This is a genomic window from Carnobacterium jeotgali MS3 (assembly GCF_000745125.1).
Lineage (GTDB): Bacteria > Bacillota > Bacilli > Lactobacillales > Carnobacteriaceae > Carnobacterium_B > Carnobacterium_B jeotgali.
The window spans coordinates 37,409-56,069 of the sequence record NZ_JQNF01000010.1 but is presented as its reverse complement, the minus strand read 5'-3'; the positions used below and the strand labels follow the sequence as shown (position 1 = coordinate 56,069).

Annotated in this window: 17 protein-coding genes, 1 tRNA gene and 1 pseudogene; 14 read left to right on the top strand and 5 right to left on the bottom strand. The window is 35.4% G+C overall.

The window, feature by feature from the left end:
• Positions 1 to 432 precede the first annotated feature (432 nt).
• The 3 genes from BP18_RS07830 to BP18_RS07820 all read left to right on the top strand — a co-directional run bounded on the left by BP18_RS07830 (position 433) and on the right by BP18_RS07820 (position 1,780).
• A complete protein-coding gene (locus BP18_RS07830) occupies positions 433 to 1,002 on the top strand; it encodes a DUF6241 domain-containing protein (protein ID WP_007725565.1) in 570 nt (189 codons plus the stop codon).
• Between the two features lie 72 nt (positions 1,003 to 1,074).
• Positions 1,075 to 1,500 (top strand): DUF6241 domain-containing protein, encoded by a 426-nt coding sequence (locus BP18_RS07825; RefSeq protein ID WP_007725564.1) that lies wholly within the window; start codon positions 1,075 to 1,077, stop codon positions 1,498 to 1,500.
• 196 nt (positions 1,501 to 1,696) lie between these two features.
• A tRNA-Leu gene (locus BP18_RS07820) sits at positions 1,697 to 1,780 on the top strand.
• A gap of 423 nt (positions 1,781 to 2,203) precedes the next feature.
• Here the strand turns inward: BP18_RS07820 and BP18_RS07810 are convergent.
• The gene (locus BP18_RS07810; RefSeq protein ID WP_007725562.1) at positions 2,204 to 3,127 is read right to left on the bottom strand and encodes an AEC family transporter; all 924 of its coding nucleotides are present in this window, start codon (positions 3,125 to 3,127) and stop codon (positions 2,204 to 2,206) included.
• A 205-nt stretch (positions 3,128 to 3,332) separates the two neighbouring features.
• On the opposite strand from BP18_RS07810, the gene BP18_RS07805 reads away from it, so the two are divergent.
• From BP18_RS07805 to gloA, 3 genes are all read left to right on the top strand, one after another.
• Positions 3,333 to 3,869: a GNAT family N-acetyltransferase gene (locus BP18_RS07805; RefSeq protein WP_007725561.1), complete on the top strand. Its 537-nt coding sequence runs from the start codon at positions 3,333 to 3,335 to the stop codon at positions 3,867 to 3,869.
• A 19-nt stretch (positions 3,870 to 3,888) separates the two neighbouring features.
• The gene (gloA2, locus tag BP18_RS07800; protein WP_007725560.1) at positions 3,889 to 4,269 is read left to right on the top strand and encodes an SMU1112c/YaeR family gloxylase I-like metalloprotein; all 381 of its coding nucleotides are present in this window, start codon (positions 3,889 to 3,891) and stop codon (positions 4,267 to 4,269) included.
• A 75-nt stretch (positions 4,270 to 4,344) separates the two neighbouring features.
• Entirely contained in the window at positions 4,345 to 4,725 is a 381-nt protein-coding gene (gene gloA, locus BP18_RS07795; RefSeq protein WP_007725559.1) for a lactoylglutathione lyase, read from the top strand.
• Positions 4,726 to 4,813: 88 nt separating this feature from the next.
• On the opposite strand, the gene BP18_RS07790 is transcribed toward gloA, so the two are convergent.
• Positions 4,814 to 5,239 carry a hypothetical protein gene (locus BP18_RS07790; RefSeq protein ID WP_029277318.1) on the bottom strand — a complete coding sequence of 142 codons (426 nt, stop codon included), beginning with the start codon at positions 5,237 to 5,239 and terminating at the stop codon, positions 4,814 to 4,816.
• Between the two features lie 689 nt (positions 5,240 to 5,928).
• Between BP18_RS07790 and BP18_RS07785 the strand changes: the two genes are divergently transcribed.
• From BP18_RS07785 to BP18_RS07775, 3 genes are all read left to right on the top strand, one after another.
• Positions 5,929 to 7,206, top strand: coding sequence for an alkaline phosphatase family protein (locus BP18_RS07785; RefSeq protein ID WP_029277357.1), 1,278 nt, complete (start codon positions 5,929 to 5,931; stop codon positions 7,204 to 7,206).
• Positions 7,207 to 7,224: 18 nt separating this feature from the next.
• Positions 7,225 to 8,496: an MFS transporter gene (locus tag BP18_RS07780; RefSeq protein WP_029277359.1), complete on the top strand. Its 1,272-nt coding sequence runs from the start codon at positions 7,225 to 7,227 to the stop codon at positions 8,494 to 8,496.
• 126 nt (positions 8,497 to 8,622) lie between these two features.
• Entirely contained in the window at positions 8,623 to 9,558 is a 936-nt protein-coding gene (locus tag BP18_RS07775; RefSeq protein WP_197050105.1) for a dipeptidase, read from the top strand.
• Positions 9,559 to 9,632: 74 nt separating this feature from the next.
• Here BP18_RS07775 and BP18_RS07770 read toward each other — a convergent pair whose 3' ends face one another.
• Positions 9,633 to 11,294 carry a peptide ABC transporter substrate-binding protein gene (locus tag BP18_RS07770; protein WP_029277362.1) on the bottom strand — a complete coding sequence of 554 codons (1,662 nt, stop codon included), beginning with the start codon at positions 11,292 to 11,294 and terminating at the stop codon, positions 9,633 to 9,635.
• A gap of 199 nt (positions 11,295 to 11,493) precedes the next feature.
• Between BP18_RS07770 and BP18_RS07765 the strand changes: the two are divergent.
• The 3 genes and pseudogenes from BP18_RS07765 to BP18_RS07755 all read left to right on the top strand — a co-directional run.
• A pseudogene (locus tag BP18_RS07765) lies at positions 11,494 to 11,808 on the top strand (YrhK family protein); the annotation flags it as partial.
• A 289-nt stretch (positions 11,809 to 12,097) separates the two neighbouring features.
• Positions 12,098 to 13,636 (top strand): maltose/glucose-specific PTS transporter subunit IIC, encoded by a 1,539-nt coding sequence (locus tag BP18_RS07760; RefSeq protein ID WP_029277366.1) that lies wholly within the window; start codon positions 12,098 to 12,100, stop codon positions 13,634 to 13,636.
• Between the two features lie 2 nt (positions 13,637 to 13,638).
• Complete coding sequence (locus tag BP18_RS07755) at positions 13,639 to 14,331, top strand: N-acetylmannosamine-6-phosphate 2-epimerase (RefSeq protein WP_007720857.1); 693 nt, start codon at positions 13,639 to 13,641, stop codon at positions 14,329 to 14,331.
• A gap of 78 nt (positions 14,332 to 14,409) precedes the next feature.
• Here the strand turns inward: BP18_RS07755 and BP18_RS07750 are convergent, their stop codons facing one another.
• The gene (locus BP18_RS07750) at positions 14,410 to 15,216 is read right to left on the bottom strand and encodes a MurR/RpiR family transcriptional regulator (RefSeq protein WP_007720856.1); all 807 of its coding nucleotides are present in this window, start codon (positions 15,214 to 15,216) and stop codon (positions 14,410 to 14,412) included.
• Positions 15,217 to 15,450: 234 nt separating this feature from the next.
• Here BP18_RS07750 and BP18_RS07745 point away from each other — a divergent pair, with 234 nt between their 5' ends.
• Complete coding sequence (locus BP18_RS07745) at positions 15,451 to 16,773, top strand: FAD-dependent oxidoreductase (protein ID WP_029277368.1); 1,323 nt, start codon at positions 15,451 to 15,453, stop codon at positions 16,771 to 16,773.
• 80 nt (positions 16,774 to 16,853) lie between these two features.
• Here BP18_RS07745 and spx read toward each other — a convergent pair whose 3' ends face one another.
• On the bottom strand, positions 16,854 to 17,258 hold the full coding sequence (gene spx / locus BP18_RS07740) for a transcriptional regulator Spx (RefSeq protein ID WP_007720854.1): 405 nt from the start codon (positions 17,256 to 17,258) through the stop codon (positions 16,854 to 16,856).
• Positions 17,259 to 17,529: 271 nt separating this feature from the next.
• On the opposite strand from spx, the gene gcvT reads away from it, so the two are divergent.
• Entirely contained in the window at positions 17,530 to 18,639 is a 1,110-nt protein-coding gene (gcvT, locus tag BP18_RS07735; RefSeq protein WP_029278136.1) for a glycine cleavage system aminomethyltransferase GcvT, read from the top strand.
• Positions 18,640 to 18,661: the final 22 nt, after the last annotated feature.

Sequence of the window (18,661 nt, the reverse complement as noted above, 5' to 3'; positions counted from 1 at the left end):
AGCCTTTATTTTTTAACTTTATTAACAAGACTTTCGAAAAGCCAGTTTTATATCAAAGTGACCATGGATTAAATAACAAACAAAATCAGCTTGTGGAAGAATACCAAGATATTTCGGCTCTTCTTCAAAGAGTGTGACTGCTTCTAAAAATTCCTCCAGAATAGTAATTACTGACTAAATTAAATTCGTCTATCCACACTAAAAAGTATAGAGCCGACATTTCTTGACGTTTAATTTTAGACGTTAGGCAGTGTCTTTTTTTTGTACAATAGTTTTCGTAGTATTTATTGCGAAATCACTTATGATCGAATAGGTACACACATTTTTGTTTTTATTATTACAAAACGAAGGTCCATGAACAAGGGTTGCTAATTTCATATTTTTCAATTAACATGATAATAAGTAAGTGAATTGGTATAGGAGGACATTAATTTGAAGAAATTTTTTATAGGATTAGTTTTAACATTGTTTATACTTAGTTTGCTGCCGTTGGTAATTTACATAACGTATCAAAATACGGAAGAAGTCGATGTAACCGAATCTATGCAAGAAGAAGTTGAAGAATCGAAAGCAATCAAAGAATCGAAATTTCAAGAAAGTGTCATAGAGGAATATCCCGAAATCAATATGGGAACACTTCCGTCAGATATGGAATCATCTTCCGTCGAATTTATAGGAACGTGGGAAAATGATTCCGTGGGTATCGAACAATTAATTCACAAAATGACGCACCAAAAAGTATACGCAGAATACAAGTTTGAAGTGTACGAACTGAGCGAAGAACACATCGATTCACTACTATCAGCACTAAAAGAATCTAATTCAAATGAAGAAGTAGAATATTATAAGGAAGTCCTAAACAAGTGGAAAGACGGGGACTTTTCTAATGCGGTCGAAGTACACAATAAAGTGTGGTTAGAAGAAGGCGGTACAATTGGAAAAGCAGAACGGTTATTGACACCGGAAGAAGAACAAGATTTCGTAGAAAGAAATTTCAGATAATTATATGAGGTGAGAACAAAATTGAAAAAAATTATTTTAGGGTTACTCGGGGTATTAGTATTAGGGGGGATTATGACCGTAGTTTTTATATCTTTTGATAAGGCAAACGAAAAGTCGAAAGACGCCGAAATAGCAGAAAAAATCGAATCTGCGGAAGTAGTCGAATCACTACCTTATGTGTATTCCGATGAAGGATTCGAACGTAGAGTACACGAAATGACCCATCAAAAGGTATACGCAGAATCTAAGTGGGGCGCATTTGAAATGAAAGAAGAAAACATCGATATGCTACTTAAGGTATTAGACGAAACAGAAATGGAAAACGAAGAATCCTATCGTGAGATATTGACCACGTGGAAAAAAGGGGATTTTTCGAATTCAGTAGAAGTGCATAATCGTATATGGTCTTCGAACGAGGGTGATATCGGAGAAGCGGAACGTTTAGCCACACCCGAAGAAGAACGGATATATGTCGAAGAAAACTTTCGAATGGACTAATTTACGATAATAGAATATATGAGATTTAAGTCGGATTAATTTTCGGCTTATTTTATATTGCCTTTTTTTTGTTTCGTTTGTTGCTATTGCAAAAAAGATCACGTATTTGTATAATAACTAATGTGGTAATTATCGAAATCAAGCGTAAACTAACGTTAGAATTATCGAGGATACCGTATTAGTAAGGTTTTTAAACGCGGTCGTGGCGGAATGGTAGACGCGCCAGCTTGAGGGGCTGGTCAGGATTATCCTGGTGGAAGTTCGACTCTTCTCGGCCGCATTGATATATCAAGGTTTTCGATTTGCTAAATTTATTGACTCTCGAAATAGAATGAATAAAACATTAAATAGATTGAGTTGTGGTAAGTATGGAAAAAAAAAATGGATTTTAGCCCTTATTGTATGGATAGTACTTGTATTTTTACTAAATTACTTTTATAGTGAATACCTTTCTTCACACCATAAAATGGCATTTTTTGTTTCTTTTTTTAAAACATCAGGTGGATTATTTATCACTTATAAACTTTTTCTTGATGATTACATGAAAGAAATTTTTTCAAAAAATGAAAAATGATAGAGTTATCATCCTACTTGCTAATTCAAAGAACCCACCTATACAAAATAGATGGGTTCTTTTTATCTGCTCTGTTCTTTAGTTAATTAATATGATAGGAAGCTTCTTATTTGTCTTCGCCTTTAAAAATTAATTCATTAAAAAGACAAAATCAGCAAACCGTAACATTAAAGGCATACTAATAATGGACAGCAAAGTTGATAAAACAACTAAACGCGCACCATATTCATAATCTCCGCCATAAAGTTGTGAAAATAAAGCTGTATTTACGGCGATTGGAGCAGCCGTTGCAATGGCTAAGACAAAAAAGACTAAGTAATTATCTAAAGGCAATAACCATAATAGTGAGATACTAATAATAGGAGAAAGAATTAAAGCTAAAAAAGTCGTCCAGTAAGCTCGCGGATGGTTAAAGAGATTTAGTAATTTAGATTCTGCTACATAGCTGCCTAATAAAATCATGGCTAAAGGGGTATTTAAATCTGCAATAGTAAAAAGAGAATCACTTAAAAGTGTTGGCAACTGTATTTGCAGTAAGTAAAAAATTAATCCAGTAAGAGCGCCTAAAGTTGCAGGGTTTAGCAATGCTCGTTTTGGAGTAATCAATGACTTATCACCTGAAATGATGTAAATGCCATAAGTCCGCTGTAAGATATTCGTCACAGCACTATAGGCAGATACAAAAAAAACACCTTCATAACCAAGTACTGCTAGAACTAACGGAATTCCAATAAATCCTGCATTTGTAAAAGTTGTGGCGTAACGATCTGTTCGAGAGGCATTCCGTAAGAAAAAATAATTCACTAGGATGCGGACAGCCATCAACAAAATCGTAATTCCAACCGTTGCTAAAAACCATTTGAATTGACTCGAATGATACGCTCGTTGAAAGGACATAAATAACAGCACAGGGGTAATAAAGTTTGCTAACATTTTAGCAATTTGCTTGGTGCCAGAACTATTTAGCACATTTCCTTTTATAAGAATGTAGCCAAAAAGGATAAGAATAAACATACTGCCCAATTGTTGTAAAATAATACTGCTAACAGTCACTTTGTCCCTCCTTATAAAAAATAGACTAATTGAAGTATACCGTAAATTAATCTAGTACGGCAAAATTGTTTTTATATCGCCGCCAGTATGCTAGTGACAAATGGGCTATTTAGTGCTAATTTAGAGGTGATAAGAAAAATATAGTTGATAACAGGATAGAATAAAAGGGTGTTTATTGGAGAATTTGACTAGAGGAGAAAAAGGGATGAAACAGGTTGAAGTAAAAGAGAATTCAAGTTTTGAAGACGTTCGTATTGAGTTGGCTACAATAGAAGACATTGATAGTATCGTGGCTATTTGTATTGAAGGGTATGCTTATGCAGCAACTGCTGTAAAGGATAAGCAAAAAGTACAGGAGAAAGTTGAAGAATATTACAATCCTGAAAGAATTCTAAAAGAAATTAAAGAAGTATCGGCTAAATGGAGTGGCTGGATTGTTGCTCGATTAGACGGAAAAGTTATCGGTGTAATTGGCGGAGGAATTGTTGATTCTAAGGTAGGTAAAATATTTGTTTTATATGTTGATGCAGATTATATAAAACAAGGAATTGGAAGACGATTGGTAGATCACTTAACACAAATGCAACAACTATTAGGAAACAATACTCAGTTGGTCAGTTTCTTTAAATCAAATGAAGAGAGCCTTTTATTCTATAAAGCTCTTGGATTTAACTACCTTCAGGACATAGTCGATACTGAAAATCCAGATTTTACAAGTATTGAAATGATTCGTGACATTTAAAAAATTGGAGGAATGTTCTATGAATATTAAAAAAATTCATCATGTGGCCATCATTGCGTCTGATTACCAAAAATCTAAACAGTTCTACACTGAAATCTTAGGTTTAGAAATCATACGTGAAAATTACCGAGCAGAACGCGATTCCTATAAGTTGGATTTAAAACTGGGAGAAAGTGAAATTGAATTGTTTTCTTTTCCTAATCCGTCAAAACGGCCTACACAACCGGAAGCAGTAGGATTGAGACATTTGTGTTTTTATGTTGATGATTTTGACGAAGCCATCGAGTGGTTGAACAAAAGAGGAATTGAAACAGAGCCGGTCCGAATTGATGAGTACACAAATGGGAAATTCACTTTTTTCAAAGATCCAGATGGTTTGCCATTGGAACTACACGAATAATATTTTTTGAACTCTAGGTGGAATTGCATTAAGATAAAGAGGTAGTAAATAATGGAATGAGAGGATGATTGAAAGATGACAAAAAAAATGTTGCATACTTGTGTTCGTGTAAAAGATTTAGAAAAATCAATGGAATTTTATACAAATGTATTAGGATTTAAAGAAGCTCGTCGTTTAGATTTTCCAGAACTTAAATTTACATTAGTATATTTAGTGTTGGATGGCGATGATTATGAATTAGAATTAACCTATAACTATGATCAAGAAGAAGCGTACACTCTTGGAAATGGATATGGGCACATTGCAATTGGTGTAGATGACTTAGGCGCGACTCAAAAAGAGTATAAAGCTAGTGGATATGAAGTTACAGATCTAAAAAGTCTTCCAGATAATGCAGCTAATTTCTTCTTTATTACCGATCCAGATGGATATAAAATCGAAGTCATTCAGAACTAAGACAAAAAAGGTGGCTTTACTAGTCTGAAAAAAGGCTAAATGAAAAAAACGGTTTTTAGGCATAAATGAATGTCTAAAAACCGTTTTTTTATTTAGATTCTTTTAACCCAAAGCGCTCAATTAGGTTGTCTAAATTTTGTTTGTGCCATGGAGAATCAGCAACTTCCTTAGGGACTCTGTATTTTTTTATGCGATCATCGGTATCAGTAGCATCGTTGTATTGAATCATTAAAGCATAATAGGTTGATTGGTTTTTGAAATAAATCGATTTAACTTCTATCAGAGGAACTTGGGCGTAGTCGCCTTCAATAAGAGTCATAGAGTCTTGAACAAGCGGCAAAATAACAAATTCTCTTTCAGCAAAATTTAGGTAGATATTTTCAGTTTTGTTTTTACCAAATAATGTAGCGTACCATTTTCGATTCCATGTTTTTCTTTCAACCAAAATGGTCGTACCAGTTTTTGCTTCTAGTCCATGACGATCCAAATAATTCACAATAACTTCTTCTTTCATAAAAAGGCCTCCTTAAATTAAAGTCTTGCCTAGTAATAAGAAAAACTTTTCCTTTGAATCAATCCCATTATAGAACAGCTAAGTGTATAGTACCAATGATAAGCATGGAAAATAGAAATAAGTTTTATTAACAGTTGCATAAAAAAAATAGGTAAATATGAAAAAACTCTTGTATTTAATGAAATACCATGGTAAAGTATACCCATGCGATGAGTTGACCTCCAATCAGGTGACTTCGGTCATTTCGCTGCGGCGACAAGTGATTGGAACTTTAGACAAGGCACAACCGTACTTCTGTACAACTGCAAGATGCAGGTGTTTGGACCCCTCTGTTTTGTGGAATTCATGGGACCTATTTATGAAAATGAATATTGTCGGAAAAGCACTGATTTTATCAGTGCTTTTTTTTTACGAAAAATATAGACTCTACACTTTTAAGTGTGGATAGATGAATTTAGTTCATGCTTAACATTCTGGAGGAATAGGATTGCTTGTAGCCCTGTAGAAAAATGAAAGGGTAGCACTGTGGGCACTCATGCCCGATTCTATCATGTTTGTAAGCAGCCACACTATTTGACGAAGAGCCAAAATAGAAAAATCAATGAAAATTCTTTACATAAAAATGACAAAACTAGCTTTCTCAGCGAAAAAACTTGTGGGATAATAGAGCGGTAAAGAGGAGGATTAAAATGAAGAAACAGCGTTTATACATGATTTCTTTAGATGCTTTTGGAGCAAAAGATTTAGCCTATGCCCGTACATTGCCAACATTTAAATATTTGTTGGAGCGCAGTGCTTTAGTAGAAAAAGTAGAAACGGTTTATCCATCTTTAACTTATATGGCACATACATCTATTGTAACGGGGGTATACCCTAAGACACATGGGATTACGAACAACACCTATGTGCAGCCTAAAAGAAAATCCCCTGACTGGCACTGGTATGCCAAAGATATCAAAGTTCCTAGCCTATTTGATATTGCCCATGAAGCTGGGTACACGATTGCTTCTTTTCTATGGCCAGTTACTGGTCGAAGTAAAGCTATAAACTATAACCTTACGGAGATTTTTGCCAATCGTCCTTGGCAATCGCAAGTCTTAATTTCATTATGGTCATCTTCACCAAAATTTGTGTTCAATTTGGAACGGAAATTTGGTAAAATGCGAAACGGAATCAAGCAGCCTGAATTAGATCATTTCTTAACTGCTGGAATTGTAGACACAATCCATACTAAAAATCCTGATTTAATGGCAATCCATTTAGTTGACTTGGACAGTACGAGACATGAGTTTGGCGTAGATACAAAAGAAGCAAGGGCAGCCATTAAACGGATGGATGATCACTTAAATCAAATTATTACTGCTATGAAAGAAAAAGGAATCTTTGAAGAAACCGTATTGGCGCTATTTGGAGATCATTATCAATTAGACACTCATACAGTTGTAAGACTAAACCAGTTATTTAAAGCACAAGGCTGGTTAAAAGAAAGTAAAGACGGAATGATTCAAGAATGGGATGTCTTGGCTAAAGGAGCAGACGGGTCATGTTACATATATACCAAACCTGGCGTAAACTTAGCGGATGTCCGTAATAGTTTAGAGCAGCATTCTGAACAAATAGAGACTATTTATACTCAAGAAGAAGCTGCTGATTTAGGAGCAGATGCCACTTGTAGTTTTTTAGTAGAAGCTAAGAAAGGCTACTATTTTGTCAGTGATAGTGATGGTCCATTTTTAGAAGAAATTAGTCGAGCTGAGACAACAGCATTCCATAAAGGGACACATGGATACAGTCCTAAAAAAGAAAATTATGAAACAACACTGTTCATTTCAGGCCCAGGAATCAACTCAAATGCTCGCATACCCTCAGCACGATTGGTTGATGAAGGCCCGACCTTTTTACATGCAATGGGACTGGAATTTCCTCAGGCAATAGATGGAAAAGTTCTAGATACTTTATTTAATTAAGCACGAGGAGGGAAAGTAATGGATAGTCAAAAAGAACGATTTAAGTATACGAAACCTGAGAAAAGTTGGATTCTGCAAGATTGGGCTAACTCAGCTTATGCGATCATGGTAACTACAGCAGTTTTCCCCTTGTTTTTCAAAGCCGTTTCTGAAGGTTCAGGCGTTAGTGCGGCAAATTCGACAGCGTATCTTGGGTATGCAAATTCAATAGGAACATTAGTTGTTTCGTTACTAGCCCCTATTTTAGGAGCAATTGCTGATTATAAAGGGTATCGCAACCCGATGTTTACTTTAGCAACAGGTCTGGGCATTATTGCTACCATTAGCTTTGCCTTCATTCCAGATGAAAATTGGTTAGTGTTATTGACTCTTTATGCCATTTCTTCGATTGGTTATGGGGCTGCAAATATTTTTTACGATGCTTCGTTGGTCGATACTACAACCTTGAACCGAATGAATCGTGTATCCAGTGCAGGCTATGGCTGGGGCTATATTGGCAGTTCAATTCCTTTTGTTATTTTTATTTTCTTTCAGTTAACAGGTATTCTACCAGTATCGCAAAGTGCGCTTATCAAAGGCGGCTTTGTAGCAACAGCGTTATGGTGGTTTGTTTTTACCATTCCATACTGGAAAAATGTCGAACAAAAGACGTATATTGAAAAACAGCCCCATGTCGTTAGAAATAGTTTTTTGAGGTTATGGGAAACACTTAAAAATATTCGTCAGTACCGCAATGTCTTTTTATTTTTGGCTGCGTACTTCTTTTACATAGACGGTGTAGGAACAATTTTCCAGATGGCGACTGCGATTGGTTCAGATATTGGACTCGCAGCGAATGATTTAATCGTTGTAATGATGGTGAGTCAATTTGTGGCTTTCCCTTTTTCTATTTTGTATGGTATCTTAGCTGGCCGATTTGGCAATAAAAAGATGATTTATGTTGGAATTATTACGTATACCTTTATTTGTATTTATGCTCTGACTTTAGATTCATTGGTGACATTCATTGTACTTGCCGTTCTTGTTGGAACAGCTCAAGGCGGAATCCAAGCACTCAGCCGTTCGTTATTTGGCCAGTTGATTCCTAAGAAACATGCAAATGAATTCTTTGGTTTTTACAACATTTTCGGCAAATTTGCAGCTATTATTGGACCTGTTTTAGTAGCGGTTATTTCTCAAAGGACTGGGAACTCCTTAAACGGGGTATTTGCACTAATCATTCTTTTTGTTATTGGCGGTGCGATCCTTTATTTTGTTGAAGAACCAACTCGTGAAACGAAACTGAATTAGATTATAAAGGGGTATAGACAGCTCGCAGCTGTTTGTCTCCCTTTTTTTAGTATTGCACTTCTATTGTGATTAAAGTATGATGAGAAAATATAAAGAAGTGCGTAAAAGCGGAAAGCAGGAGTAAATGTGAATAGTATAGACATGCATTGTGATGTTCTTTATAAAATGCAAAATAGTAAAGGGACTTTAGATTTTAAGGATTCAGACCAATTAGATGTAAATCTTGCACGCTTAAAAGAAGGGCAAGTGAAAGTACAAGCTTTTGCAATCTTTATTGAACCAGACCTTCCTTCTGATAAACAATTTGCAGCCGTCTTAGAACAAATTGACTATTACCAAAAGGATATTCTTGGTAAAAATCCTGAAATGAAACAACTAAAAAAATGGGATGATATCCATGAGTTGAAAGAAGAGGAAATTGGATCATTTCTGACTTTAGAAGGTGTTTCTTCTATTGGAAATGAACTGAGCAAGTTAGACTACTTACTAGATGCAGGGGTATTGTCAGTAGGACTGACGTGGAATCCAGCTAACTTGGCAGCAGATGGTGTTGAAGAACCAAGAGGCGGTGGATTAACAACGTTTGGTTTTGAAATCGTCAAGCGGTTGAACGAGCGAAAAGTATTTACAGATGTTTCTCATCTGAGTGTACAAGGTTTTTGGGATGTCATGAAATGTGCGAGCTATCCGATTGCCACTCATTCAAATGTTCTTTCCTTATGCAGTCATGTACGAAATTTAAATGATGAGCAAATCAAGGCGATGATTGAGCGTGATGCTATGATTCATGTCATTTTTAATCCAACATTTACGGTTGAAGAAGGCAAATACAAAAAGGTAACTATCGCTGATTTGATTCCTCATGTTGAGCGGTTAGTTGAATTAGGTGCTGTTCATACGCTTGGAATTGGATCAGACTTTGATGGAATTAGCACGCATATTGAAGGTTTGTCACATGCTGGAGAAACACAGAATTTTATCCAAGCGTTACTGGGAAAATTCACTGCTGAAGAAGTTGAAGGGTTTGCTTTTCAAAACTTTATTAATCATTTACCACGATAAAAAAAGTTCACCAGCAGTTATTTTGCTGGTGAACTTTTTTGGATAAGAATATCTGACTAAACTAGAAAGAACAATTAGTCGACAATATAGGCATTTTTATAGCTGTACCTAGCACCAACGGAATTAATAGTGATATCTTTGATTTTAGGATTGCGCAACATAGCTTCTCCTTTTTGGTACAATGGAATAAGTGCAGCGTCTTCAATGGCGATATGATGAGCTTTTATCATATCATTCCAGCGCAAGAGAGCATCATTTGCGTGAACCCCTTTTGCATCATCAATCAATTGATCCACTTTTTTATTAGCATAACCACCATTATTATAAGCTGACGTACTATAAAGAACATCTAACATAATCATTGGGTCTGACACATAACCACTCCAACCTGAGGAAATTAAATCAAAATCACCTGCCGCAGCTTTAGCTAAACGTGCACTAAATGGCACATTTAATAATTTGATCTCTATACCGTCCAAATTATTCTGCAGTTCCCCTTGTAAATATTCCATAACCCGTTTGCTTGTTTCATCATCATCACCAAGTAATTCAAGTTCGATTGTATCTACCCCAAGCTCTGTTTTAGCATCTTTTACTAATTTTTGAGCTTTAGGAAGATCATAAGTATAAAATTCCCCAGCTTCTTGTGCAAATTCTGTGCCGGTTTCAGGATTTTTAACAAAGTGATCTGGGACCAATCCCGTGATAGGTAATGAACCGTTATTTAAAATAATAGCCGTTAATTCTTCGCGGTTAATTGCTAGTGCAAGGGCTTTTCTGAGCGTTTCATTTTTCAAATAAGGATTATTCGTTTGATTAACTTCTAAATAATTAGTTCTGGAAAAATATTCAACAGTGTAACCAGGATCTTTTTGAAATTGTTTTGCGTATTCGCCAGATAGCAAGGCATTATCTACAGTGCCTTTTTCAAATAAATTGACTCCAGTAGCGACTTCTTTTATCACTTGGTTGGTAATTTTAGTTAAATAAACCTTTTCTGCATCCCAATAAGCAGGATTCTTTTCATACGTCCAATTTTCATCCAATCCACTATCCCATTCCGTTAATACGAATGGACCGTTTGAAAGAGTCGTTTCACTGCTTGTTCCGTACAAATCGCCAGTTTTCGTTACAAAGGCCTCATTTTGGGGAAAGAACGAAACAAAGGACATAAGAGAAGAGAAGTAAGCAATCGGTGTTTCAAGGGTTACTTCTAGTGTATAGTCATCGATAGCTTTAACGCCCAGGTCTTCGATTGGAAGCTGTTTCGTCATAATATCAGCTGCATTTTTAATATTTTCAAATAAATAAGCATATGCAGCTCCAGAAGTAGGGTCAACCGATCTGCGCCATGAAAAAACAAAATCATGCGCGGTGACGGGGTCGCCATTAGACCATTCAGCATCCTCTCTTAAATGAAACGTATAGGTCAAGCCATCTGCTGAAAGATCTTCACTTTCAGCTAAAGCAGGAACCGGCTCGTTATTTTCATCTAAACGATAAAGCCCTTCTATAAATTGGTTTATGCCAGCAAAGGTAATATTTTCAGCTACTAATACACTATCAGTTGTGGCTAATTCACTTTCCACAGTCAAATGCATAACTTGTTCAGAAGCGAGTTCATGTTCTTTTAGATCGTTCTTTCCTGTAGCCGTTTCTTCATTTGATCCGCAAGCAGTTAATAATAGTGTTGCGCTAAAAAAGGTTATACTAAACAACAGTCTTTTTATACTCATACTAATTCCTCCAAAATTTATCTGTTAAAATTGATTACGTAACTAATCAATTTTAATACCAGAATAGAAAACGTGCAAGTTCTCATTATTAAGTAGGTGTTTTTTAATAACACTATCCATCGAACCTATTTTTGGAAAGTTCATAAGGAATCTTATATACTCATTAATGAATATATAAAAAAAGGTGAGGTAAAGAGATATGCCAAAAATTGAGCGTAAAGAACATGAAGTTGTGCCAGATAAAGAAGAAGATATAGAGATAAAGAGCGGACGTTTTCGGTTGTACTTCCAGAATCGTTACACTTTAATTTCATTAGTAAATGATATTTTAACTGGGATTTTTTACATCATAGGGAGTTTAGCCACTTTAACAGATATTCCAGATATTTACGGCACCTATCTGTACTTAATTGGTGGCGTTTTTCTAACGGCACGACCAATCCTAAAAATATTTCATAATGTATTTATTTATGATGATAAAAAAGCAGCCGAGAGAGAAGAAAAAAGGAATCAAAAAAAGCAAGGTGCACCAGAAGAAGACGATGAATACAACGAAGAGTATTATGGTGAAGATAACGATGAAGAGTATAAAAAAGAAGGCAATCGAGAAAAAAAGAGTGAATAAAACAAAAAAAGTTGAACGTTCTCAGAATCTGAAAACGTTCAACTTTTTTGTTTTGATTTGGCAATTAAAGTAGCCTTCTACTTTAATGAAAATATTTCCTTAATTATTACCTTGACGAAAACATTTTCATGATATAGAATGAATATCAAATAAGAAAAAGAAAGAGGAGAGTGAAGAAATGAAAACGTTTTTTGAGAAAGCTCAACAATTTGGTAAGTCGTTCATGTTGCCAATCGCAATTTTACCTGCTGCTGGATTACTTTTAGGAATTGGAGGATCGTTATCTAATCCTAATACAGTAAGCGCTTATCCTATTTTGGATGTTGCGTGGTTACAAGCTATCTTTACGATTATGAGTAGTGCAGGAAATATCGTCTTTAGTAATTTACCTGTAATTTTTGCAGTGGGAGTAGCTATTGGATTAGCAAGATCAGATAAAGGGACAGCTGCTTTAGCTGCTTTGATCGGTTACTTGGTTATGCATTCAAGTATTAATGCGATATTGACTATTAATGGAAAATTAGCTGTGGATAACCTTGCTGCAGTTGGTCAAGGAAGTACATTAGGTATTCAAACACTTGAAACAGGAGTCTTTGGAGGGATCATAGTTGGGATTTTAGCCAGTTATTTACACAATCGCTTTAATAAAATTGAATTGCCAACCTATCTTGGATTCTTTGGTGGTTCACGTTTTGTTCCAATCATCACGTCTTTTTCAGCCATTATTTTAGGAGCTATTATGTATTTTGTATGGCCAGTATTCCAAGGTCTTATTACTAACGTAGGCGATGTAGTTAATGCTACTGGCTACTTAGGAACATTCTTATACGGATTTATCTTACGTATGCTGGGACCAGTTGGATTGCACCACATTTTCTATCTTCCTTTTTGGCAAACGGCTGTTGGAGGAACATTGGAAGTCGGTGGAGAACTTGTTCAAGGAACACAAAATATTTTCTTTGCTCAATTAGCTGATCCAGCAACACAAGAGTTCTTCGGTGGAACAGCACGTTTCATGTCAGGACGTTTCATTACAATGATGTTTGGTTTAGTTGGAGCTGCATTTGCAATCTATAAAACAGCAAAACCGGAAAATAAAAAAGTTGTTGGCGGGTTGATGTTGTCCGCAGCCTTAACATCCTTCTTAACAGGGATTACAGAACCGCTAGAATTTTCATTCTTATTCATAGCACCGGCATTATATGTAGTACATGCTGTTTTTGATGGACTTGCATTTATGTTAGCACATATCTTTGAGATAACAATTGGCCAAACCTTCTCTGGTGGATTTATAGACTTTATTCTATTCGGGGTTTTGCAAGGAAATGAACGCACAAATTGGATAATGGTATTAGTAATAGGAGTAGTCTGGTTCTTCTTGTATTACTTCACATTCATGTTCCTAATTACAAAATTCAACTTCCAAACGCCAGGTAGAACGGATAAAATAGAAGTTGCTGGGAACAAAGCAAAAGTAGAAGGCCGTGCACTAGATGTTGTTAATGGTCTAGGCGGAGCAGACAATTTAGTGGATGTTGACAATTGTGCTACTAGACTACGTGTCACCGTTAAAGACGAGACTTTAGTCAATGAAGAACTATTAAAAGAAACGGGCAGTCAAGGACTAATCAAAAGAGGAAATGGAATCCAAGTTGTTTATGGACCGCAAGTGTCTGTTATTAAAAATGAGATTGAAGAATTGTTAGGAGACGAATAAAAATGAATATGTTGGATAAAATAAAATCAGAATTAGTTGTTTCATGTCAAGCTTTAGACAATGAACCATTACACAGTTCATATATTATGGGAAGAATGGCTGTTGCCGCTGAAGAGGGTGGAGCAAAAGGGATTCGGTCAAATTCTAAAGAAGATATCATTGAAATCAAAAAAAATACAGACTTGCCGGTTATTGGAATCGTTAAAAGAGACTATGAAGATTCAGCAGTCTTTATTACGGCAACGATGAAAGAAATTGATGAGTTGGCTAAGTCTAAATGTGATATGATTGCTCTAGATGCTACTGACCGCATTAGACCAAATGGGGAAACCTTGGAGTCATTTGTTCAAGCGATTCGTTCTAAATATCCTTCCATCTTACTAATGGCTGATGCATCAACTGTAGAAGAAGTAATTGAAGCAGAGAAAATTGGTTTTGACTGTGTTTCTACTACTTTAATGGGATACACAAAAAAATCTGAAGGCCAAAATATTGCAGACAACGATTTTGAACGTTTGAAAATCATTTTAGAGACTGTCAACGTTCCTGTTATTGTTGAAGGTCACATTGATACACCTGAGAAAGCGAAAAGATGTAAAGAACTTGGAGTGCATTCAATTGTAGTGGGAAGTGCTATTACTCGGCCTCAATTAATAACTGCTGAGTTTGTTGGGAAAATGAAAGAAGTAAATTAACAAGTGAAAATAAAAAGCTAGTAAAGAGTGGTTTTAGGCCACTTTTTACTAGCTTTTTTGTTTTTTTTTTATTTCACTTTAATTCAAATCTATCGCAGTTAAAGTTTTTCTTCTGTTCTCTTTATAAGACTTATTTTCTAATAAAACGTAGCACAATACGTCTAAAATAAAGTGGATTGGCAATTGACTATTGATAAATTGTTCATCTGGAATAGATGTTCTACCAGAAGCAAATAGTACTTGATCGGCAATTTTTGTTAAAGGTGTGTGATTTTGATTGGTAATGACAAAAACAGTCGCGTCCTCTTTTTTTGCTATCGTACAGGCATCAATGACAGCTTGCGTTTGCCCATAATTAGAAATAGCGATCATTAAATCGTATTTTTTTAATAACACGGCATCCATTAACATCATATGCGGATCGGTTACTACGTCAACAATCAATCCCATTCTGACTAAACGATATTTCAATTCCATAGCACTTAATCCAGAATTGCCAACGCCGCAAATTAAAATTTTATTGGAAAGATGAATAGCTTCCACAAAATCATTGATCTGTTTTGTTTCAATTAATTGAGATGCTGAATGAATCAATTGTGTATAGTAGCTAGCAATTTTGACGGGTACTTGCAAAGGGGTAGGATTGCCGCTTAGTTCTTGAGTTACAAATGTTTTAAATTCATTGAAATTCCGATAACTTAATTTCGCACAAAAACGTGAAATAGTAGCATTTGAAGTCTCAGTTAAACGTGAAAGATCTTTAATGTTCCATGATTCAATGTCTTTTTTATGTTCAAGTATAAATGCAGCTACCTGCTTTTCTTTTTTTGATAAGAGGGAATAATTTTGGTTAATTCGATTAGAAAGATCAAGATTGTTTGTCATAAATAAGATAACCTACCTCTATGTACTTTTTTATAAGAATACCATTTATAACCAACGTTTACAAAAACAAATTAATAAACAGAGTAAATCAAAACTCTTTAATGTGATTTTATATTATAGGTTATATGTTGAAATCTTGTGAGCTGATTATTCTTTAATAGAGTATTCAAATGCTATACTAAAGTCGGATTAAGAAAACGAATACAAATAATCTTAGAAGGGAACGGTGTTATTTTGAAAAAGTATGATGCGATTATTATTGGATTTGGCCAAGGTGCTCGTACCTTAGCAACTAAGTTGACAGCGAATGAATGGAAAGTAGCTTTGATTGAAAAAAATGAGTTGATGTATGGCGGATCTTGTGTAAATATTGGTTGTATCCCTACCAAAATTTTAGAACACGATGCTCGTGAAGAAAAAGGCTATGCAGAAGCATTAAAACGTAAAAACGACGTTACTAAAAGAAATCGAAACACTGAGTTTACTAGCATGCAGAATAACGAATGGGTCGATTTATATACCGGAATGGGTTCATTCAAATCCAATCATGTGATAACAGTTGATCTAGGCAAAAAATTGGAAGAACTTGAAGCGGAATATATCTTTATTGATACTGGATCAGACAGTTACTATCCACCTATTGAAGGGTTAACAGACACAAAAAATGTCTACAACAGCACTGAACTTCAATCATTGCCCAAAATACCTAAGACATTGGGCATTATTGGAGCAGGAAATATTGGGTTAGAATTTGCTTCGATTTATGCTATGTTTGGATCGAAAGTGACTCTTTTTGAGACAGGTGATCAGTTTATGCCAAAAGAAGAACCCGAGGTAGCACAAACCGTTCAAAAAGTTCTGGAAGATAAAAAAATAACAATCCAGCTGAATGCAAGAATAAATAAAGTTTCAAACGAAAAAGAACTAGTTAAACTTGAAACTGAAGACCATAAGGAATTTTTATTCGATGCAGTTTTGGTCGCTACCGGACGCAAACCCAATACTAAAAACTTGAATTTAGAGAGTACGGGTATTGTGGTGGATGAAACAGGCGGAGTCGAAGTAAACGACTTTTTAGAAACCGCAGTTGAACATGTCTTTGCCTTAGGAGATGTTAGAGGAGGCTATCAATTTACGTATATTACAATTAATGATGCGAAATTAATTGCTGATTATGTATTGGGTAAAAGGAATCGCAGGCGTTCAGAGCGCCAACATGTACCTTATTCGATTTTTATTGAGCCAGCATTTGCTCGCGTGGGTTTAACCGAATCAGAAGCAAAAGAGCAAGGATATCAAGTGATAACGAATACGGCTCTAGTCAGTGGAACGACCCGCTCAGATGTTATTAACGATACAAGAGGTTTGTACAAAGCAGTCGTCAACAAAGAGACAAATGAAATCTTAGGCGTGACTCTTTTTGGGGACCAAGCACATGAATTGGTCAATCAAGTTAAGATGGCAATGGATAATCAAATTCCATATACGTATCTGAGAGACCAAGTTATCACTCATCCTGTTATGTCAGAAATATTTAATACTTTATTTGATTTGTGAGGCTAAAAAGACTTCTCTCCATTTTACTCAGTGGAGAGAAGTCTTTTTACGTATAATAACAACTACGAATTTTTTTATCATTAGAAGTTGACTGGTAATTGATCGTGTAATTTGGAAAGTTCTAGTTTGCGGATATCTCGCGGTAAAAAGCAGCGGATGTCCTCTTCATTATAACCAACTAACAACCTCTTATCATCCACAAGGATAGGGCGACGCATAATTCCGGGATGTTGCTGAATCAGTTTCAATACTTTTCCTAAAGGCATATCGTCTATATCCACATTTAGTTCTCTAAAAGCTTGTGAGCGTTGTGAGATGAGTTCAATTGTTCCGTTTTCCGTCAGTTGCAAAATTGATTTCAATTCTTGGTCGGTTATTTTTTCAGTAAACACGTTCTTTTCAGTGAATGGAATGTCATGTTCTACTAACCAGGAACGGGCTTTGCGACAAGAAGTACAACTAGCAGATGAATATAACGTAATCATGTGAAACCCTCCTTATCAAGTTCTATGAATAGTAGTATAATATACCAGTAAACGCAAACGTTTTCAATAAAAATCTTAAAAGAAAAAGCCTTAAAAAGCAATCATTATGCCTTAGTAGGAAAAAAATAACAGACACTTATTTTTTTATCAAAGCAAATGTTAGTCTATGAAAGAGTAAGGTAAAATGTTAAATTTAACTTACAAGGTAAACTAAAAAAAGAACAACAACAATTTTATTTGCTGCCTATCATGAAAGAATGGGGGATATAAGATGGAAAAAGAATTAAAAAAAACACCTTTATTCAACTATTATAAAGAAAAAAATGTTAAATTAATGGATTTTGGAGGTTGGGCTTTACCTGTTCAATTTTCAGGTATAGCAGATGAGCATAAAAGTGTCCGTACATATGCTGGATTATTTGATGTTTCCCACATGGGAGAGATTCTTGTAAAAGGAAAAGATGCCGGAGTATTTTTAAATTATTTATTGACGAATGATGTGTCGAAAATAAAAATTGGTCAAGCGCAATACAATGCTATCGTGAATGAACATGGCGGTACAATTGATGACTTGATTATCTTTAAACTAGATGAAGAAGGGTATTTAGTTACACCTAATGCATCAAATAGTGACAAAGTCTTTCAGTGGATGGAGAAACATCTGACCGGAGACGTTGTGTTAGAAAATAGATCAGAAGATATTGGATTGCTAGCTCTCCAAGGCCCAAATGCCGAAAGAATCTTACAAAAACTAGCAAATGATGATTTGAGTAAACTCAAACCGTTTCACTTTTTCCAGCATGTTGAATTAAACGACTTGTCACCTGTCCTAATTTCTCGTACAGGGTACACTGGAGAAGATGGTTTTGAAGTGTATTTGGAAGCCAAAGAAACCGAAAAATTATGGCATTTGCTGCTTGAAGTAGGATTAGAAGAGGGCTTGCAGCCTTGTGGATTAGGTGCTCGCGATACATTGCGTTTAGAAGCGAGTCTTTCATTGTATGGAAATGAACTTTCAGACACTATTTCACCTCTTCAAGGAGGCATTGGATTTGCCGTTAAAACTAAAAAAGAAGCTGATTTTATCGGAAAAGCTGCTTTAACAACTCAATTGAAAAGTGGAGTAGATAAAAAAATAAAAGGTCTCGAGTTGATTGGAAAAGGAATCGCGCGACATGGATACAAGGTTCTTGATGAAGCTGGTTCTGAAATTGGTGTGATCACTTCAGGAACAAAATCTCCAACACTAGGCAGCAGTATTGCATTAGCCTTTTTGTCAACCAACGGAAACGAAGTAGACACAAAAGTAAAAATTGAAGTACGCAATAAGCTAATAGACGCCGTAATTGTAGAAACGCCATTCTATAAAAGAGAAAAATAACTACCAAAATAATAATGAAGAA

Excerpts from the sequence above, each read along its gene's own strand:
- BP18_RS07825 (WP_007725564.1), top strand. The coding sequence starts at position 1,075 with ATGACCGTAGTTTTTATATCTTTTGATAAGGCAAACGAAAAGTCGAAA.
- BP18_RS07805 (WP_007725561.1), top strand. The coding sequence starts at position 3,333 with ATGAAACAGGTTGAAGTAAAAGAGAATTCAAGTTTTGAAGACGTTCGT.
- gloA2 (WP_007725560.1), top strand. The coding sequence starts at position 3,889 with ATGAATATTAAAAAAATTCATCATGTGGCCATCATTGCGTCTGATTAC.
- gloA (WP_007725559.1), top strand. The coding sequence starts at position 4,345 with ATGACAAAAAAAATGTTGCATACTTGTGTTCGTGTAAAAGATTTAGAA.
- BP18_RS07790 (WP_029277318.1), bottom strand. The coding sequence starts at position 5,239 with ATGAAAGAAGAAGTTATTGTGAATTATTTGGATCGTCATGGACTAGAA.
- BP18_RS07785 (WP_029277357.1), top strand. The coding sequence starts at position 5,929 with ATGAAGAAACAGCGTTTATACATGATTTCTTTAGATGCTTTTGGAGCA.
- BP18_RS07780 (WP_029277359.1), top strand. The coding sequence starts at position 7,225 with ATGGATAGTCAAAAAGAACGATTTAAGTATACGAAACCTGAGAAAAGT.
- BP18_RS07770 (WP_029277362.1), bottom strand. The coding sequence starts at position 11,294 with ATGAGTATAAAAAGACTGTTGTTTAGTATAACCTTTTTTAGCGCAACA.
- BP18_RS07760 (WP_029277366.1), top strand. The coding sequence starts at position 12,098 with ATGAAAACGTTTTTTGAGAAAGCTCAACAATTTGGTAAGTCGTTCATG.
- BP18_RS07755 (WP_007720857.1), top strand. The coding sequence starts at position 13,639 with ATGAATATGTTGGATAAAATAAAATCAGAATTAGTTGTTTCATGTCAA.
- BP18_RS07750 (WP_007720856.1), bottom strand. The coding sequence starts at position 15,216 with ATGACAAACAATCTTGATCTTTCTAATCGAATTAACCAAAATTATTCC.
- spx (WP_007720854.1), bottom strand. The coding sequence starts at position 17,258 with ATGATTACGTTATATTCATCTGCTAGTTGTACTTCTTGTCGCAAAGCC.
- gcvT (WP_029278136.1), top strand. The coding sequence starts at position 17,530 with ATGGAAAAAGAATTAAAAAAAACACCTTTATTCAACTATTATAAAGAA.